The 18,332-nt window shown below is 48.4% G+C and carries 21 protein-coding genes; 5 read left to right on the top strand and 16 right to left on the bottom strand.

All coding sequences use genetic code 11. The features are described from left to right. Nucleotide 1 precedes the first annotated feature (1 nt). Nucleotides 2-766: an amino acid ABC transporter ATP-binding protein gene (locus tag CFREI_RS05800; protein ID WP_027013481.1), complete on the top strand. Its 765-nt coding sequence runs from the start codon at nucleotides 2-4 to the stop codon at nucleotides 764-766. On the opposite strand, the gene CFREI_RS05795 is transcribed toward CFREI_RS05800, so the two are convergent. The 5 genes from CFREI_RS05795 to CFREI_RS05775 all read right to left on the bottom strand — a co-directional run bounded on the left by CFREI_RS05795 (nucleotide 749) and on the right by CFREI_RS05775 (nucleotide 4,974). Continuing rightward, the gene (locus CFREI_RS05795) at nucleotides 749-1,501 is read right to left on the bottom strand and encodes an ABC transporter permease (protein WP_051256109.1); all 753 of its coding nucleotides are present in this window, start codon (nucleotides 1,499-1,501) and stop codon (nucleotides 749-751) included. The two genes, CFREI_RS05800 and CFREI_RS05795, sit on opposite strands and share 18 nt — an antisense overlap. Next, nucleotides 1,501-2,238 carry an ABC transporter permease gene (locus CFREI_RS05790; protein WP_051256108.1) on the bottom strand — a complete coding sequence of 246 codons (738 nt, stop codon included), beginning with the start codon at nucleotides 2,236-2,238 and terminating at the stop codon, nucleotides 1,501-1,503. The genes CFREI_RS05795 and CFREI_RS05790 overlap by 1 nt, the downstream gene beginning before the upstream one ends. Further along, nucleotides 2,235-3,140, bottom strand: a complete 906-nt coding sequence (locus tag CFREI_RS05785; RefSeq protein ID WP_027013480.1) for an ABC transporter ATP-binding protein — start codon at nucleotides 3,138-3,140, stop codon at nucleotides 2,235-2,237. Before CFREI_RS05785 ends, CFREI_RS05790 begins: the two co-directional genes overlap by 4 nt. An 83-nt stretch (nucleotides 3,141-3,223) precedes the next feature. Next, nucleotides 3,224-3,874, bottom strand: a complete 651-nt coding sequence (locus CFREI_RS05780; RefSeq protein WP_027013479.1) for a response regulator — start codon at nucleotides 3,872-3,874, stop codon at nucleotides 3,224-3,226. Continuing rightward, nucleotides 3,871-4,974, bottom strand: coding sequence for a sensor histidine kinase (locus tag CFREI_RS05775; RefSeq protein WP_051256107.1), 1,104 nt, complete (start codon nucleotides 4,972-4,974; stop codon nucleotides 3,871-3,873). The genes CFREI_RS05780 and CFREI_RS05775 overlap by 4 nt, the downstream gene beginning before the upstream one ends. 172 nt (nucleotides 4,975-5,146) lie before the next feature. Here CFREI_RS05775 and CFREI_RS05770 point away from each other — a divergent pair, with 172 nt between their 5' ends. Beyond that, entirely contained in the window at nucleotides 5,147-5,659 is a 513-nt protein-coding gene (locus tag CFREI_RS05770) for a hypothetical protein (RefSeq protein ID WP_051256106.1), read from the top strand. Between the two features lie 26 nt (nucleotides 5,660-5,685). On the opposite strand, the gene CFREI_RS05765 is transcribed toward CFREI_RS05770, so the two are convergent. The 8 genes from CFREI_RS05765 to CFREI_RS05730 are packed head-to-tail and all read right to left on the bottom strand — an operon-like array spanning nucleotide 5,686 to nucleotide 12,823. Continuing rightward, nucleotides 5,686-6,426, bottom strand: a complete 741-nt coding sequence (locus CFREI_RS05765) for a sulfite exporter TauE/SafE family protein (protein ID WP_027013478.1) — start codon at nucleotides 6,424-6,426, stop codon at nucleotides 5,686-5,688. A gap of 8 nt (nucleotides 6,427-6,434) precedes the next feature. Then, entirely contained in the window at nucleotides 6,435-6,923 is a 489-nt protein-coding gene (coaD, locus tag CFREI_RS05760; protein ID WP_027013477.1) for a pantetheine-phosphate adenylyltransferase, read from the bottom strand. Then, nucleotides 6,916-7,479: a 16S rRNA (guanine(966)-N(2))-methyltransferase RsmD gene (gene rsmD / locus CFREI_RS05755; protein WP_027013476.1), complete on the bottom strand. Its 564-nt coding sequence runs from the start codon at nucleotides 7,477-7,479 to the stop codon at nucleotides 6,916-6,918. Before rsmD ends, coaD begins: the two co-directional genes overlap by 8 nt. Beyond that, nucleotides 7,480-7,692 (bottom strand): biotin/lipoyl-containing protein, encoded by a 213-nt coding sequence (locus tag CFREI_RS05750; RefSeq protein WP_027013475.1) that lies wholly within the window; start codon nucleotides 7,690-7,692, stop codon nucleotides 7,480-7,482. Between the two features lie 39 nt (nucleotides 7,693-7,731). Next, nucleotides 7,732-9,837 carry an ATP-dependent DNA helicase RecG gene (locus CFREI_RS05745; RefSeq protein WP_027013474.1) on the bottom strand — a complete coding sequence of 702 codons (2,106 nt, stop codon included), beginning with the start codon at nucleotides 9,835-9,837 and terminating at the stop codon, nucleotides 7,732-7,734. Then, nucleotides 9,838-11,241 (bottom strand): DAK2 domain-containing protein, encoded by a 1,404-nt coding sequence (locus tag CFREI_RS05740; protein ID WP_027013473.1) that lies wholly within the window; start codon nucleotides 11,239-11,241, stop codon nucleotides 9,838-9,840. 11 nt (nucleotides 11,242-11,252) lie between these two features. Further along, nucleotides 11,253-11,879 carry a uracil-DNA glycosylase gene (locus CFREI_RS05735; protein ID WP_051256105.1) on the bottom strand — a complete coding sequence of 209 codons (627 nt, stop codon included), beginning with the start codon at nucleotides 11,877-11,879 and terminating at the stop codon, nucleotides 11,253-11,255. After that, the gene (locus CFREI_RS05730; protein ID WP_035112494.1) at nucleotides 11,879-12,823 is read right to left on the bottom strand and encodes a thiamine-phosphate kinase; all 945 of its coding nucleotides are present in this window, start codon (nucleotides 12,821-12,823) and stop codon (nucleotides 11,879-11,881) included. The genes CFREI_RS05735 and CFREI_RS05730 overlap by 1 nt, the downstream gene beginning before the upstream one ends. A 25-nt stretch (nucleotides 12,824-12,848) precedes the next feature. Here CFREI_RS05730 and CFREI_RS05725 point away from each other — a divergent pair, with 25 nt between their 5' ends. Further along, nucleotides 12,849-13,778, top strand: coding sequence for a DUF3515 domain-containing protein (locus CFREI_RS05725; protein WP_027013471.1), 930 nt, complete (start codon nucleotides 12,849-12,851; stop codon nucleotides 13,776-13,778). Here the strand turns inward: CFREI_RS05725 and CFREI_RS05720 are convergent. Beyond that, complete coding sequence (locus CFREI_RS05720) at nucleotides 13,753-14,823, bottom strand: D-alanine--D-alanine ligase family protein (RefSeq protein WP_276201895.1); 1,071 nt, start codon at nucleotides 14,821-14,823, stop codon at nucleotides 13,753-13,755. The genes CFREI_RS05725 and CFREI_RS05720 overlap by 26 nt on opposite strands. A gap of 12 nt (nucleotides 14,824-14,835) precedes the next feature. Continuing rightward, nucleotides 14,836-15,828, bottom strand: coding sequence for an NAD(P)H-dependent glycerol-3-phosphate dehydrogenase (locus tag CFREI_RS05715; RefSeq protein ID WP_027013469.1), 993 nt, complete (start codon nucleotides 15,826-15,828; stop codon nucleotides 14,836-14,838). Nucleotides 15,829-15,880: 52 nt separating this feature from the next. Between CFREI_RS05715 and CFREI_RS05710 the strand changes: the two genes are divergently transcribed. Next, nucleotides 15,881-16,819, top strand: a complete 939-nt coding sequence (locus tag CFREI_RS05710) for an NUDIX hydrolase (protein WP_027013468.1) — start codon at nucleotides 15,881-15,883, stop codon at nucleotides 16,817-16,819. Between the two features lie 95 nt (nucleotides 16,820-16,914). Then, nucleotides 16,915-17,643 (top strand): hypothetical protein, encoded by a 729-nt coding sequence (locus CFREI_RS05705; protein WP_027013467.1) that lies wholly within the window; start codon nucleotides 16,915-16,917, stop codon nucleotides 17,641-17,643. Nucleotides 17,644-17,730: 87 nt separating this feature from the next. On the opposite strand, the gene leuD is transcribed toward CFREI_RS05705, so the two are convergent. Next, complete coding sequence (leuD, locus tag CFREI_RS05700; RefSeq protein WP_027013466.1) at nucleotides 17,731-18,318, bottom strand: 3-isopropylmalate dehydratase small subunit; 588 nt, start codon at nucleotides 18,316-18,318, stop codon at nucleotides 17,731-17,733. Nucleotides 18,319-18,332: the final 14 nt, after the last annotated feature.

Genomic DNA, 18,332 nt, shown 5'->3' with positions numbered 1-18,332 from the left:
CATGTCAACACTAATGATCGAAGCCCAACAAGTTTGCAAAAGCTTTGGCCAACTCGAAGTTCTTAAAGGCATTGACCTTGAGGTACCAAAAGGAACTGTCACGTGTCTTATTGGCCCATCAGGATCTGGAAAATCCACGTTTTTGCGGTGTGTAAACCACTTGGAAAAAATCTCCGCCGGACGCCTTTATGTTGATGGCGAACTTATTGGATATAAAGAACGCAATGGCACGCTCTATGAAATTTCCGAACGCGATGCCGCGCGCCAACGTGCCGACATTGGCATGGTTTTCCAGCAGTTCAACTTATTTCCACATCGTACAGTTTTAGAAAATATTATTGAAGCCCCGGTTCACGTAAAAAAACAACCGGTAGCTCAGACACAACAACGAGCAATGGAACTATTGGAAACCGTTGGCCTTGCGCATAAAGCTGACGCCTATCCACTGCAACTTTCAGGAGGCCAGCAGCAGCGTGTTGCCATTGCACGAGCAGTTGCAATGGATCCCAAACTTATGTTGTTTGATGAACCAACATCCGCCCTCGACCCCGAGCTGGTTGGTGAAGTCCTCAATGTTATGAAGGGCTTGGCCAAAGGTGGTATGACTATGTTGGTTGTTACCCACGAGATGGGCTTCGCTCGTGAAGTAAGCGACCAAGTGGTGTTTATGGATGGTGGTGCAGTCGTCGAAGCGGGTACGCCCGCCCAGGTGATTGATAACCCACAACATGAACGTACCCAAGCCTTTTTATCCAGCCTGCTTTAGCGTCTTACGCCAGCGCAGTGCAAACGATCCAATCAATGCCAGCAGGATCGTAACAACTATCGCAACTCCAAACGTCTGGGCGATGTTTTGTGCATTCACTGGCGTACTATCCGAGACCGCAAGAGACCCCATCAGAACCGAATGAGACAAGAGTGAATATGGCACCACCAAAGTAATTAGCAAAGATTTTTGCATGGCCGAATATGCGAAGATCGTTCCAAATAATGCAATTCCCACAGGCGCGGCGAACGACCGTAACCACATCGAGAAAATAGATTGCAAAGCCACCAGAGGGGCCGCCGCAACGGTTGCAAGTACCATCGCAAGAATAAACCCCATTGACGGAAAACCAGCAAGATGGAGCATTAGTTTTCCTGCGATTGCCGTGCCTAGTAGTAGCACGAAATTCATAGCAAAAATTGGCAGGCAAAGAACCAGAATTTTTGCGACCATAAAGTTAAAATAGTTCGAGGTCATTGTATGGACTTGGCTCCAGTTATTGCCTTGGTGCTCCATCCTCCAACCTGCAGCAACCAATACCGCCACCCCAACTGAGCAAAAGAATAAACCATAAAATATGGTTATTTGACTTTCCAAGCCTTCCCAGGTTTGAGAGATTAACGCACTATTTGCTGTGGTATTTCCAGTACCAATAACCACTGAAAGCAGGGGTAGAATGCACGTAACAACCCAGAGCTGCGCCCGCTTAAGTTTTAACAATTCAGCGTAAAACATTACCATTCCTTTACATCCATAAGTCGTGTAATCCCAGCGAATGCGATAATCCCAACCACGATAAATATGCAAATTGGTATCCAGGGAACAGGAATATAGACCGCTTCAGCTGTTTCTGTAAATGTTGCTGGGATAATTTGTGCGTAGTAGCTCCATGGAATGAACTTTACGGCGATGGAGTTCTGCGGGAGAAATAAACTAAAACCAGAAATAAACGCCCCGAGCACACCAATTCCCATGCCTAGAATTTGGTTATCAGTCCAGGCCGCCAGCACAATATGGAATGCGCAAAACCAAAGATTTACGGCAATAAGCGCAATGACATACCCAGCCCAATGCTGCAATCCGGTGACTGCACCAAGTTCACTTATGAAACCAAGCAGAAATAGTCCACCAACGGTCATGAAAGTTATCCCTGCAACAATTGGTGCCAAAGCAAGAAACTTTGCTCGACACAATGATCCTGGACTGATTCCTGAGGTTGCCGCAAAAATCCATCCGCTTGAAGTATGTTCGATATCAGTTTGACGGCTCGCCAAAACAGAAATCATGATCGGTAGTGTCAGCGCTAAAGCAAATGAAATTTGCAATATAAAACCCGGCCAATTTCCATTGCCTTCTCTAAAAAGAGATGGAACTACCAGAATTACACCAGCTGAAGCCGGGAAAAGACCCGAAAGGAACAGCCACATTCGACGCATTTTGAGCCATTCGAGTTGAACATTTGTAAGCGTCATTTCAAGCCTCCCTCTTCAGTAAGGTCCAGGAATACGTCTTCGAGGGTTTGATGGGCTCGTGCAAATTCAAAAACATCAATGTTTCGGGATACGAGACGAGCATTTAAGACAGGTGCCGCAGATTCAGCCACATTTGGAACTCGAATTGTTCCGTTGGGTAGCTGTTGAGCTTCCGGAACCATAGCGAGCACAGTTTCCGGTGCTGAAACGCGCAGGAGTAAATCAGGAATACTGCGCCCCATGAGTTCTTGCCGAGTACCTTGAAAAATGAGCTTCCCTCGCATAATAATGCCGAGAAGGTCAACCATTTTGTCTAGTTCATCGAGTAAATGGCTCGAAACAAAAATAGTGACACCCTGGTGTGCAAGTTTCAGCAGTAGGCTTCGGATTTCATCGATGCCGGCTGGATCAAGACCATTTGTTGGTTCATCCAGAATAAGTAGTTTCGGATTTCGGGCGAGCGCCATAGCAATTCCAAGACGCTGCTTCATACCGAGCGAATATTGTTTTACCAATTTATTTTGGTGTTTAGTTAAATGAACTGTCTCCAATGCACGATGAATGTTCTCACTTGGAAGGCCCAGAGCCCGCTGCATTATTTTCATATTTTCGGCCCCTGTCAAGTGTCCATATCCGGAAGGGGTCTCAATCATTGAACCAACCGAGTGAATTAGACGCTTGCTCGGCCTTTCAGTAATCTTTTCTCCAAGAACAAAAGCTTCGCCAGCATCAGGTCGGGATAAACCCAATAGCATTTTCATAGTGGTGGATTTTCCGGAACCATTCGGGCCGATAAAACCAAAGATTTTGCCTTCAGGGATTTTAAGGTCAACGGCGTCCACGGCTGGCGTCTTATTAAACCGTTTGGTTAAACCACGAGTTTCTATAGCGAGTTGTGTCATGGTTTATATCATTGCTGTTCAATGACGATTATTCGTCAATCTACAAGCTGATTTTTAGGCATCAACCCTAGGGCTGAGAGCTACTACTGAGAGAGCAAATCCTCACGGCTCACAAGACCAGTTCGGTATGCGAATAGCACAGCGTGCACACGATCTCGCGCTTCAAGTTTCATAAGAATATGCCGAACATGGGTCTTTACAGTCGCCAGACTGACTACATGTAATTCGGCTATTTCGGTATTGCTATACCCAAGGGCAATAAGTCGCAATACTTCAACTTCCCGAGGCGTTAATAATGCTGATTCAAATGACGCTTGTTTTGGCCTTGGAACAAAATCGGTGAGCAACTTTGCGGTAACACGCGGCGCCAACACGGCGTCGCCAGCTGCAACAACTCTTATTGCTTTGAGCAACTCCTCTGGCTCGGCATCCTTGAGCAAAAACCCGCTGGCTCCCGCCGCCAGTGCCTCAGTAACATATTCCCGGTCATCAAAGGTCGTCAGCATAATAACCTTTACATGCTGATCACGTCGAAGCAGTTCGGCCGCAGCGGTAATTCCGTCCATATTGGGCATTTGCACGTCCATTAGCACGACATCAACTGGTGGTTGCCCTGCAACTTCTGAACCGTCACCAGCTTGCCAAAGCACTTCAAGATCATCTTGAGAATTCACCAGCATAGCGAAACCAGAACGCACTAAAGGTTGATCATCAACAAGCCCCACGCGAATCATCGCGGAATCACCACCTGCACAATAAATCTTCCTTGACTTTGAGAAATACGAATTGAACCATCGACGGCGCGGACACGCTCCTGCAACCCGCGAAGTCCAGCACCCTCGGTCGCTTCCTTTGCAGTATCGTTTTCTGCCAGAATCTTTACAGCCTGTGAATTCGACTCGAATATCAGAGATCCACTCGGATGAGCGGAGTGCCGCAGCATATTTGTAAGCAATTCTTGTACTGCTCTAAATATGACAAAACCAGCTGCCGGGGAAACGTCTTTTGGAATTTCACCAGTAACGTGCAGCTGAAAGCCACTCGCACGAGCATCATCAATAAGCGCTGGAATGCCCGCAGTTGAGGGGGCGAGACGGGGCCGGGCGTCGTCACGCAATAAGGTAACTAAACCACGAACTTGCCGTAAAGCCTCGCGAGACGATTCTGAAATAGTCTCCAAAGTTTCCACCGCAATTTCTGGATTTTTTCTAGCAGCAAATCTTGCACCATCGGCCAGGGCAATCACCGAAGTTAAATTATGACCAACAATATCGTGTAGTTCTCTCGCAATATGCGTTCGCTCTAAAACTGCTGCAAGCTCAGCACGTTCCTTTATGGCAAGAATATCCTCATCACGGGTTCGCTTATGCAAACCCAAAAGCCACATAAAACCAATTGCTAGCCAGCAAGTGAAAATAAAAATAAATCCTTCATACAGATTCGTTACTCGAACAAAACTATGTCCAGAAAAACCAGCAAATGTCACGCTAATTAATGCCCAGACAAGCCAGATATTTCTACGCTTTGAAAAAGCCGCCGCCAAGTAAACGGCGTACAGCACTGGTGGCACAACCACCAGTGTTTTCCCAATATCAGATACAAAAATACAGCAGGTCAACGCACAGCACGCAATAAAAAGTGCCCGATCTTTCCCCCAAGGAAACACGAAAAGCCCGATTGTAATCATGCAGGCGAGCAAAATCCCCAACGGACCCGCTGGCTCCGTTTTCGCTATCGGGCTACCAAGAATCACGTCGGTCCAACAGACAAACGCCAATGCAACAAATACAACGAAACGCACAAACGACCCGAAATATTTCGCAACTATTCGCACGTATATACCCTAACGTGAGGAAATGAAAAGAAGCCTCATCCCTAGGGCTGATATTTAGCACCACTGGATTAAATATTACGTTCAGGCAGATTTAACGCCACACAAGCGCCACCCCCCTTGCATCTCGAAGGGCTCCATTTACCCAAGCCCCACAGTAAGTTAGGATTACCTTATGGGTGCTATTCTGTGGCACACTGCTACTACATCCTCTTGGATCATGCTGGTGCCAATGATGCTGTTGCTTTTAGCAATTTGCTTTGGCAAGGAAGCGTTCCGGGCCGATTATCCTTCGGATATCAGAGCGTGCATGCCCCCGGCTTCAAGCCGAGAAAAGCGAGCAGGGATTTTTTGGGGCGGGTTATTTCTTCTCAGCCTGCTGGCTGGCATGACGCTTTCAACTTGGCAATTTATTTCCAATGGCTCTGGCGGCTTTGGTGCAGCATATTGTGCAGCATTATTAGCTGGCGTTGTTTTTATTGTGTATGACCTGGTGATTGTGGATTGGCTTGTTATTTGCGCACTGAGACTACCCTGGGCAGTGGTTTCAGGTACTGAGCATTGTGCCGGGTGGTCAGATTATGGTTTTCATTTTAGAATTTTATTACAATGGAAGGTCTTAATCACTAATCTGGCGCTTCCGATAATTCCGGCGGCTATTGCTTATGGTGTATCGGTCATCATCTAGCGGACAGCAATGTAGTATTCAAAGAATTAAAGTGTGAGAATCCCGCGGAGAAGTGCCGATACTCCACCGGCGGTTGCTACTAAGAGTGAAAGTGTTCGGGCTTTTTGGCGTGGAATTTTTTCGGCGAATCGAATGCCTAACCAAATACCTATAAGCATGCCAATCATACTGACTGGCCAAATAAGGGTTTGCGTGGTTGCTAGCGATCCAGCACCCATAGTGATTTTCACAAGGAAGGATATGGCCGCCGCAACTACAAAGATTGGTTGCAAAGTGGCAGCGAAGGCACGTTGGTCCCATCGGGAGGCAACAGCGTAAATAGTGACCGCTGGTCCCGCAATTCCGGCAAGCGTGTTCATAAATCCGCCGAGGATTCCGGAAATAATTGCGGTTCCATTGTTTTGCATTGGTGGAATGAACTTTTGGCCAAATACTACGATGGCCAATGCGGCTAACAGGAGAGCTCCAACACTGATCTGCAATAGCGCTGCTGAGAAATTTTTTACCAGATATGCCGCTGGTATTGCACCCACAATAAGCACCGAGGAAATAAGCGAAAATTTTTTCCAATCGACATATTCGCGGACGGTAGCGGTAATCATAATAGCGTTTATACAGGCGAGTATATTGACTACGAGCACGCCTTCGACTGGACCGATAAGCAGGCTCAGGATTGGCACGGAAACAAGCCCCATGCCCATTCCGGACACTCGTTGGAGTAGTGAACCTGCGAGGACAGTACAGAAGACAATTAACAGTTCGGTCATGTACTTATTCACATAGTGGTATTGCGAAACTTTTCATTGAGTGCGGCGAGTACACAATCAGGAAGTAAGCCAGTTACATCCCCGCCATAACGAGCGACTTCTTTGCACAATGTCGAGGAAATATAACCAAATTTCGGATCGGTAAGTAGGAAAAAAGTGTCTACACCGGTGAGCCGCCGGTTCATTTGCGCCATTGGGAGTTCGTATTCATAGTCGATGCCGCTTCGGAGTCCTTTTACAAGGGCACGAATATTGTGAGTTGTGGTGTAATCGACTAGCAGGCCACTCCAAGAGTCGACGCGGACTCCGGGTATATGCGCGGTTGATTCAGTAATGAGTGCAACGCGTTCGGCGACACTAAAGAGCCCGGCTTTATTTGGGTTATGTGTCACTAGGACGGTGAGTTCGTCGAATTGCTCAGCGGCTCGAGAAATAATATCGATGTGTCCAAGTGTTACTGGATCAAATGATCCAGGACATACGGCATGACTAGGCATGATATACCGCCATATCCATTCGAGCGATTCCGTAGGTACGTTTTTTAAGTTTTTGCGTTGTGGGGGTAAAACACTCTGGCCAGTCGGTTTCTGGTGACTCAACGTGCCGCTCAACAACAACGGCCGCGCCGTCGACAAGCGTTGGAATGAGCGCCTCAAGCATTTCGCGGACCGCTGAATCCGCAAGTTCGTACGGTGGGTCAGCCAACACCATTGTGAAGTAATTACGTGGTGCGGACGCAAGGTAGGTGGAAGCTTTCTGCTCTACAATACTGACGTTTGGATGTTTTACGACGCCCACATTATGACGGATAACCTCAACGGCTTTACGGTCATTTTCCACCAATACAACCGCCTCTGCGCCGCGCGATGCAGCCTCTAACCCAAGCGCGCCTGAACCGGAAAACAAATCCAATACCTTGGCGCCCTGAAACCCAAACCGCACTTGCAGTGAAGAAAACAAACCTTCGCGCGCGCGATCGGAAGTTGGGCGAGTGCCCTCAGGTGGTACCTTGATTTTCCGACCGCGGGCTTCGCCAGAAATAATGCGAGTCATTTATGCTTTCCCTAATTCGAGAATGCGGTCACCACCATAAACATCAGCAAAATCGTCTAACAAGCGGGAAGTGACAACACCGGGGCCCGGGGCAATCACAGGTGCCTCAAGCTTGACGGTTTCAACAATAGCCAGCGTGTCACCAGCTGCAACAGTATCGCCTACTTCAACAACGAAGCGGACAATACCGGCGAACGGAGCGCAAATAATCATGCACATAGCTTAACGCACCAAAGACCTACACTTGGACCGCTAAGACTTTTCCAGGAATACTTGTTCATCTATATCCAGGTCACTAATAAGTTTCTCGGCAAGTGCGCGATTCCGTGATACTAATTGATGCGCATCCGCCGATGCTAGCCGTATGATTTCATAATCTTCTACAAGGCTTAGCAGTTTCACTCTGCGCTGTACCCCCGATTGCGCAGTACCTAGAACATCTCCCTCATGCCGATACTGTAGATCAATTTCAGCAACCCGAAAACCATCATCTACCTGAGCAATCGCCTGAAGTCGCTGAAACGACGGTGATGTAAGTTTTTGTTTGGTATGGAAAAAACACGTTGATTTAATACTTCCCCGCCCAATACGTCCGCGTAATTGATGGAGCTGTGAAACCCCAAAATGCTCCGCTTCGCGCACTAACATTACGGTCGCATTGGATACATCAACACCCACTTCAATTACTGTTGTGGCAACAAGCACATCAATATATCCGCGGGCAAAATCACGCATTACCCTTTCTTTAGCTTCCGGCGCCATTCGACCGTGAAGAATCGCTAATGTATGTGCGGTAAGAACATTATCGCTGAGATGCTGATAGGTTTCTAAAACACCACCTTCCCCCTCTATTCTCGGACACACAATATACCCCTGATGCCCCAGACTAAGCTCCTCGCGGATACGATTCCACATTCGCTGCACCCAAACTTTCTTTTCCTCCGGCACAACGAAGGTTTTTATTTTCCTTCTTCCGCCTGGCAATTCCCGCAATGTAGAAACACTTAAGTCACCAAAAACAGTCATTGCCACGGTTCGCGGAATAGGGGTAGCGGTCATAACAAGCACATGTGGCGTGGTGCCGTCTTTTCCCCGATTTCGCAGCGTATCGCGTTGTTCCACGCCAAATCGGTGCTGCTCATCAATAACCACTAATCCTAAATCAAAAAACTCCACCCCTTCCTGAATAAGCGCGTGGGTTCCCACAATAATATTGGCATCCCCGGAAACAATATCCAGCAATGCTTGCCGTTTTGCAGGTACCGGCATTGCCCCGGTCAGCGTAATAATATTCACCGGAATATCAAGTAATAAATTATTTAATGTGCGGGCATGTTGGGTGGCTAACACTTCCGTGGGAGCAAGAAGCACACATTGCCGTCCAGCATCAACTACCTGCAGCATTGCCGCAAGCGAAACTACTGTTTTCCCGGACCCAACCTCGCCCTGCAAAAGGCGATTCATTGGTGTGGTGGAACTAAGATCTTCAGAAATTTCGGCGACTACTTTGTGCTGGCCTTCGGTAAGGTCATAGGGCAACACTTCAAAAAGTTCTCGTTGAAAACCCCATATTGGTGGGCATGGTTGTGCCTTGCGCTGTTGCGTATCCGCACGCCGGAGAGCCATAACAATGGCCAGAGTTAGGGCCTCATTATATTTCAAACGCTGTGCAAAGATATTTGGACCGCGTGAATCTGGTTCATGTATGCCAAGAGTGGCTTCTGCCATCCCCATAAGTCCTGGCGGAATATAGTCAAGAGGTTCAGGTATTGGTGTTGTTTGAAGCACAATATGCATTGCTGCGAAAATCTGCCACGATGTAATTGTTCGTTTCGCCGGATAGATTGGGATCCAATGAAGCGAACACAAAGTATTCACTATTTCTTCTGGATTTGAATACGCATTAAACTCACTCATACCGCCAAAACCGGTAATACGCTTACCGCTGGCTCGTAAAGTGAAGTATGCTGGTTGGCCAAGCCGCGGCATATTTTTGTAGTAACCGAGTTTTCCGGACATAAATACCCGGTTACCTTTTTGCATTTGCGTACTTGGAATACCAGTATTAAAAAACGTCGCGGTAATAGTAATGGGACCATCAGCTACTTTAATTTCTGTAAGTGAGCGTTTCCCCTCCAATGGAATATGCTTTTTTTCAATAACATCTCCAATAATGGAGATATGATCGCCCTCGCGAACGCCTTGAAACCCCATAATAGAAATGTTTTTTGACCAGGTGCGAGGATAGTACTGCAATAATTCTTCACAGGTTGTAATCCCCAATTCATCCCTAATTCGCTGCGCTATTCCCCCAGGTAACACCGCTTGTAATGGATGTGTACCTGTCCACCCAAGCACTTATTCCACCCCAATTTCTATTGCATGTCCCATTCCGCTGGCTGGATAGACCACACAGTCTACGGTTGGATACTGGTGTGCGAGTGCTTCTAGCTGCACAGGCAGTGATGATAAAATTGTCACCAGTTCCCCACCAGCACTTAACATCTCTTGAAGAGCTGGTACAAGTTCATCCGCACTGTCGAGTGCTGCAGTACGCACTTCACTTGCCGCTTCTGACATTGCATACGCATCCACGGCAATAGCTTGGTCCGGATCATGTACTGCAATCGCAGCTATACCCTGAACTAATCCTGGACTGGGGACAATCATTAATGTGCGCTGGGCGGCGTGCGCAGCACGTTCTGCAGCAACCAGTGCTTTCCGCGACATTAATCCATTAGGCAAAAGGATAAGCTCATCGGCCGTGTGAGCCACCCCAATAAGGTCATAGAGCAGCCCCTTATGGGGATGAATCACCTTTGCACCAGCTTGTTCATACAACTCTGTGAGAGGTCCCTCAGGGACAACCGCAATAACGATCCGTTCAGATTCCAAATTTCGGGCTTCTGGTAGTACCTCAAGGTGCAATGATCGCACTGCGCCAACTGCGAAAATATACTCGATTAACTTGCCAGCTTGACGAGTATGTATATGTACTGTTGCTGCAGTTTCATGCTCCCTGGCCACCATAAGGCTATCGCCAAATTCGCGGACATTATCTATGGCAAGTTCGAATTGTGCCGGGGTGGAGCACGTGAAATGGAACATTACTTCCAAATAGGCGCTTTTCGACGCCTCAGGCTCAATCGTTGGAGCAATTCCCGGGCTTTGCTCAACTTCCGAAAGCAATGCTTCCAACAAAACAACTAACCCTTGTCCCCCAGCATCAACAACGCCAGCTTCCCGTAATACCTCCAGCTGACTTGGAGTTTCCTCTAAAGCACGCCGTGCTGCAACCACCGCCTGTTGGGAAACTTCCCAAAGATCAGCGGCAGAGGCAGCCTGTGCCGCTGCACGTAATACAGTAATCACAGTGCCTTCCACTGGAGCACTAATCGCTCGATCCACAAGATCAACTGCAGTCCGCAGGGCGTTTTGAACTTCTACCCCGGTAATTTCATCGCCAGCTGTTTGTGCGATTCCTCGCAATACTTGGCTTAACACCACCCCGGAATTTCCCCGCGCCCCCCGAACCGCACCAGCAGCAAGTGCATGCGCGACTTCCCGCGCCGAGCCAGTCATTCCATGTGCTTGAGCTATGGCGGCTTCCATCGTATGCGCCATATTAGAACCAGTATCCGAATCCGGGACTGGGAACACATTGAGAGCATTAATTTCAGCCCGGCGAAAACCCAGTTCCCGAGTAGCGCGCTCTGCCCAGCGCAGCAGCGCATTCCCATCAAGACTGGTTAAGTGTGCCATACAAAACGATGTTACAGTTGCCAGTTCACTGGTGTGGCCCCAAGCCCTTGAAGTAGCTCATTCGCACGACTAAACGGACGTGATCCAAAGAACCCGCGATATGCAGATAACGGCGAAGGGTGCGGTGAGCAAATACACGGGGTTTCCCCAAGGAATTTCTGGGTTGCTTGTGCATCCTTACCCCACAAAATTGCTACCAGCGGTGCATCACGTTCAGCAAGTTTACGAATTGCAAATTCCGTAACCGCTTCCCAACCAATATTTCGATGGGAGCCAGCTTTCCCAGGACTTACGGTAAGTACTCGGTTAAATAATGCAACACCTTGTCGCGCCCAAGCAGATAAATCACCATCTTCTGGCTTTGGTAGTTGCAGATCATTGGAATACTCTTCAAAAATATTCAAAAGGCTTTTTGGTAATGGGCGGACTCCCGGTGCGGTAGAAAACGCCAACCCCATCGCATGCCCAGGTGTTGGGTAAGGATCTTGCCCAACAATAAGAACCTTGATGTCATCAAATGGTTCATCAAACACCCGAAGAATGTTTTCCTGCGCTGGAAGACAGTTCGGTTCCTTAGCTACCAATGTGTCAATATTTGCGCGAACCGGAAATAAAACTTCTTCCCACTTTTGATCCACTAAAAACTCACCCAACCTGATTGATATTTTGGTGCTGCGCCGTCAACGGTAACACCACGTCCACGGTATACGGAGCCGATTGTACGAAAACCAGAAGGTGCTTCTTTTGCTGTGGTAGCGAGCAAGGTATGGTCTTCACCCCCACACAACACCCATTTCCAAGGATCCTCACCCAAAAACTTGCCCGCTTCCATCAAGAGAGTATCCGGCGCAATCTCCTTCGAAAAAAGATTGATCATTACCCGCGAATTGGCAGCTAAATGCGAGAGATCAACAATAAGACCATCTGAATTATCGGTCATACTTGTGGCCCCAGCAGCACGCGCTATCACGCCCCTACCTGGGTTTAATTCTGGAACCCTATGCGCTTGTACAAGTTCCGCTAACCCCTGGGGGTAATCAGTACCACATGCCTGCAAAAGCGCCAGACCAGCAGCGGAATACCCGATACGTCCAGCGGCTACCAAATGCTGACCAGGGCGTGCAGCATCAAGTGTTAATGGAGGTTGAGACCCCCCAAGTATTCCAAGCGCTGTTACGCTAACCACCAGGCAGTCACTTTCCGTAAGATCACCACCAATCAACTCAGCGTTATAAAGACTCGCCCGTTTTTGAATTCCGTGTGCGATTCCAGCGGCGATTTCTACTGAGGTATCTGCTGGCGCGGCAAGACCCAAAAGTGCTGCAATTGGCCGTGCGCCCATTGCTTCAATATCGGCAAAGTTCTGTACGATTGCTTTTTCGCCAATATTTTCTGGCGATGACCAATCCAATCGAAAGTGCCGTCCCTCGACAAGTACATCGGTAGTGGCCACAGTGCGGCTATTAGGTGCGGGCGCCGCGAGCACGGCGGCGTCGTCACCATTAATGCTGGATGGGGCGGCTGCAATAATGGAAGCAATCGCGGCACGTTCGCCGATTTCGCCGAGGGTCAACTTGGACATGATTCTCCACGTAAACTAGTGATACATGAGCGCCGAACAACCCTACCATCGTGGACCAATAATTATTGCCCTTATTCTTGCAGTATTGCTCGTCTTGGGGGTGCTATTCGGCGCCAAAATGGTGTATCAGCGCGCCGCGCAACAACCAGTACATATGAGCACTATTGACGCCCCCGACGCCGATCAATGCGCCCCACTGCTAGACGCCTTACCTGCAACGTTGCTTGGTCACCCGAGGGCCGAACTTGCCGACCCAGCCCCAGAAGGAGCCGCAGCATGGTCATCGAATTCCCAGGAACGAGTAACACTGCGCTGCGGGATTGGGCTGCCACTTCAATACACGGTGCTTTCTACGACCACCGAAGCCGCCGGTACCTCATGGCTACGTATTGCTGATGCAACTCCAGGATCTACCTTAGAAACATGGTATGCCGTCGATCGTTTTCCGATTGTGGCAGTCACTGCTGATAAGCAATCCCTTAAAGGGGCTGAAAACCCAGTTCAAGACCTAGAATCTGCCATGGCTGCACTAAGCCGCACAAAAGTAGATCCAAATCCTGCACCGCTGGTTGAACTGGAACGACAAGACGGCGAGTCCTGCAGTCAATTTATGAATGCCTTACCAAAAACACTCGGCGAATATACTCGTGCGAATGTTCCTCTAGAAGAATATATGGCCGCTTGGACGGCTGATGGCTTAGAGCCCGTAGTGCTGCGATGCGGAGTACAAGACCCGCCCGGATATCAACCAGGTGTTCAACTCCAACAAGTAAATAATATTCCTTGGTTTGAAGACACCACACTTGCACATGGCACCACAGCAAGCACATGGTACGCACTCGGACGTACCACAAACATTGCCGTATCAATGCCCAAGACCGCAGGAAATACGGTACTCGTTGACCTCGGCACTGCAATTGAACGAAATATTAACGAGCAAGCGCGCGCTCAATAAGAATGCTTAGGAGTTCCTCATAAGGAACTCCACTTGCCGCAAACACCTTCGGATACATAGAGATCGGAGTAAAGCCGGGCAGCGTATTAATTTCATTAAGCACGGGCCCATCACTGGTCACAAAGAAATCAACCCGAGCTAAGCCATCACAAGACAAAGCATGGAATGTTTCAATAGCCAATGATTGAATCAATTCTGTTGTTGCTTGGTCTAATGGCGCTGGAATCTGCGCACTAACCACATCATCCAGGTACTTTGTGTCAAAGCCATAAAAACCTTCATCCCCAGAATCTGTTCCCACTAATTGCGCTGGCACTGAAGCCACAACCCGACCATCGGGATATTGCAGCACACCGCATTCGACTTCAACACCGACGATTTCAGCTTCAATAATTACTTTTTCATCGTGTTTTGTCGCCAGCGAAATAGCAGCTGGTAGATCATCCCACGAGGTCACCCGCGAAATTCCGATAGATGATCCACCACGCGCTGGTTTTACAAATACTGGCAAACCCAGCATGGCTTTTTCGCTATCAGTAAGGTCAGTCCGCCCCCGCAATACCACTTCCCTACCTACTGGTAGACCTTCAGCGGCCATGAGTTTTTTAGCGAATTCTTTATCCACTCCACATGCGGAAGCCAACACCCCTGCGCCTACATATGGCACACCGGAAAGTTCAAACATGCCTTGAATCGTGCCGTCTTCCCCAAATCGCCCATGCAATACAGGAAAAACTACATCAACTTTTGCATATAGGCTTCCGTCTTTTACATAGCGTAATTCACCTTGACGTTCTGGAGTTACAGAAAGATGCAATTCCTCCTTCAACTCGACTTTTGGCATAACTCGGTTAGCAATTTGGAGCTTCTCTACATTCGATTCTCCAACTGTCCACACCCCATCAAGGGTAATGCCAACGGGGATTACTTCATATTTTTGCGGATCAATGTGGCCCATAACAGCGCCAGCAGAAACGCAGGAAACAGTATGTTCAGAGCTGCGGCCACCGTAAATAACGGCAACACGAATACGGTCGGTAGTCACAAGCACAGAATTCTACTCGGCTTTCTTAGAACGTCCCATCAAAGCGGCAATCATCTCATCAACATCTAGCCCTTGATGGCACACCCCATAGACCGCATAGGTTATTGGCATTTCCACGCCATATTCCCGCGCTAAATCAAATACCGACTGGGACGAAATTACCCCCTCTGCTACCTGGCCATGCGTAGCATGCTTTGCTTGTTCTAAAGAATCACCCCGACCCAACCGTTCCCCAAAACTTCTATTCCGCGATAACGGCGAAGAACACGTTGCCACCAAATCCCCCAAGCCAGCCAAACCAGCAAACGTGCGTTCGTCTGCCCCCAGGGCTACACCCAAGCGACTAATCTCGGCTAACCCGCGAGTAATAATGCTTGCAAGAGTGTTTTCCCCAAGCCCTTTTCCGGTTGCAATTCCGCAAGCTAGGGCAATCACATTTTTACAAGCGCCACCAATTTCACAGCCAATGACATCCGAATTTGTGTACGGGCGAAAATATGGCGCAGCGACGGCTTGTTGAATATCCTCTGCGCGGTGTTCATCGCTACAAGCAATTACTGTTGCTGCAGGTTGCTCCAACGCTATTTCACGAGCAAGATTTGGGCCAGAAAGTACTGCAATACGGTTTTGATTGGCTCCAGTCACCTCTGCAATTACTTCGCTCATCCGCATATGCGTACCTTTTTCTATACCTTTAGCAAGGCTTAAAAGCGTCGCGGATTCCGGAATATTCCACATGGCCAAATTTGCACGAAGCGTTTGGGATGGCACTGCTAGAACAATAATTTCTGCATCTCCAAGTGCTTTTTCAGCATCTGAGGTGACGGTAATATTTGGCGGCAGCGTAAGCCCAGGTAAGTAATCAGCGTTTTCTCTAGTAATCTGCATGGATCGCGCCGCTTCTTCTCGTCGCGCCCATAATCGAACGGGGTTTCCCGCATCCGCGAACACTTTTGCCAATGTAGTTCCCCAAGAACCTGCCCCCATAACGCTGACATTTACCATGTGAACTCCTTTCCAACCCCTAACAGTATCGGAACATGCCAGAATGAGGAATATGCAACAGTTCGACACCAGCCGAGATTCGAATCAAGCCATTCTTGGCCGCCACCAAATTCTCTACCGAAACCCCGGCAAAGCATTCGAACGCCCTATCCTTGCCGCTGGGGCGGTGCTCTGGCGCGGAACGCTGCCAAATCCTGAAATCGCAACTATCCATCGCCCACATTACAACGACTGGTCCCTACCCAAAGGTAAGGTCGACCCCGGCGAGGCACTCCCCGTCACCGCAGCTCGGGAAATCGAAGAAGAAACTGGATTTTCTGTGCAACTAGGGAAGCTTTTAGGAAACATAAGCTACCCAGTTGGAAACCACACCAAAGTGGTGTTTTATTGGACTGCACAAGTCCTTGATGGGGAATTCTCTACAAACAATGAAGTCGATGAGATCCGCTGGCTGCCAATTAAACAAGCACTGGAGCAGCTCAGCTATACTGACGACCGCAGCGTTGTAGAAAAAGCAGCAAAGCGTTTTGCTTACCCCACACAGTCTCGCCTCTTAGTTGTGCGCGCCGCCAAAACCGCCGAGCAGGTTGAATTGCTTATGCCACTGCTCGCTACTTACCGCCCAAACCGGATTATTGCGGCAACAGATCAATGCAGTATTGATACTGCCACCCCTATTGCTGAATATTTGGGCATCTCTTGTGAAGTTGACGAATACTTTGGCGAGTCCGGCTGGATAAGGTCTATGAAAACCGCTCAACAGAAAATCACCGAGATCATTGAACAACCTGGTGTAACCATTGTGGTATCCGATAAACGTACCATTCAAGATTCTATTGCTTGGATGTCCACGCAAGGTACCCTGCCCCTGGAAAAAGTTCCAGCAAAAAGAGCAAGCACCTGGGTACTGGGTTTCCATCAAGGCGCATTACACGGTGCAGATTATCTGGAGAGCCCAAAGCCAGTGCGAAAGCCAAAACCAACCCGCTAATCAAACGTCTTTTCTAAGGTGATAGCGCTTTGTTATTGCCTTTGGTTACGCTGCTGCCTGCATCCGGTTTCGTCGATCCTTCAAGGAGCTCACATATGTCTAGGATTTCTCCTGACCTCACCCTGCCCCAATCTTTCTTGAAACCGTTTCCTGATCCAAAAGATGTATTTGCTGGCAATGTAGAACTCGCAAGCACATACCTTCAACCTTTGGTTTCTGTAGACCTTTCGTTTATTGATACAGATTTACAAGGTTGGGTACACGTTGTATCACCTGTCGAACCATGTGAGGGATATGTTGGAGACGGAACCGAGGAATACCACAATTATTATTGCCGCCCAAACTGGATTGGTTTTCGCCTAGATGATCACAATCGTTATGAATTTCTTGCTGATTGGAAGTATTTCTTAGCGGCAAGCGATGATCCAAATATCGCTCAAGATCCTGAACTCAAACGCCATTACGAATATCGGCAGGATAGTTTTGCTCGGCACAAAGCAGCATTTGCGCAGCATGGACGGCTACTCGCTGTAGATAATAAATATCTGACTAAGGAAGAATTGCTTGCTGATCCAGAAGAGTTCTTTACTGACCTTGAAACCGATGCGGAGTTTGGAAACTGGGCAAGCGATGACGGATTCCCCCTAGAATTCGAAACTTCTGACGAAAACTGCTTTGTCTACCCGCTTACCGAGGACGGCCGTCGATTTATATATATCGGAGGCGTTAGTGGGTTTGCTTATGGCGACCGTTCAGCTGATTTTATTTTGTTATTCTTTGACCCCGTCACGCGGATTGCTTTGTTAACTTTTGATTGGACATAGCTTTCGATCAAATAAATTATCGACGCCCCGGCAAGCATTATGTTTCGCACATAACAGCAGTTCCGTGGGCGTCGATAATGAGTTTTATTATTTGGTCTTTGGCATAAAGCTTGCACGCCGTGCTTCAAAGCCTGCAATCGCTTCCTCATTGCGGAGAGTCAGGCTAATATCGTCGAGGCCTTCCATAAGCCGCCAGCGAGTGTAATCATCTACATCAAAAGCGAATGTATGATCGCCGGCGCGGAGGATTCGATTCTCTAAATCGACCTCAAGTTCAAGACCCGGTTCGGCTTCCATAAGTTTCCAAAGCAGCTCTACATCAGCTTCTTCGACTTGCGCGGCAAGCAGCCCGGCTTTGCCCGCATTACCGCGAAAAATATCGGCAAAACGCGGAGAAAATACAGCCTTAAAACCATAATCCATAAGCGCCCATACGGCATGCTCGCGGGAGGAACCGGTACCAAAATCCGGGCCCGCCACCAATACCGAACCATTACGGAACGCATCTTGGTTTAATACGAACTCAGGGTCGTTTCGCCAACCGGAAAACAGACCATCTTCGAATCCTGTTCGGGTTACCCGCTTCAGATACACAGCGGGAATGATCTGATCCGTATCCACGTTTGATCGTTTGAGTGGAACGCCAATGCCGGTATGGTTTGTAAACTTTTCCATAAGAAACTCCTAGT

It is taken from the genome of Corynebacterium freiburgense, from assembly GCF_030408815.1.
Classification (GTDB): Bacteria; Actinomycetota; Actinomycetes; order Mycobacteriales; family Mycobacteriaceae; genus Corynebacterium; species Corynebacterium freiburgense.
This window is presented reverse-complemented; position numbering and strand designations above follow the sequence as displayed.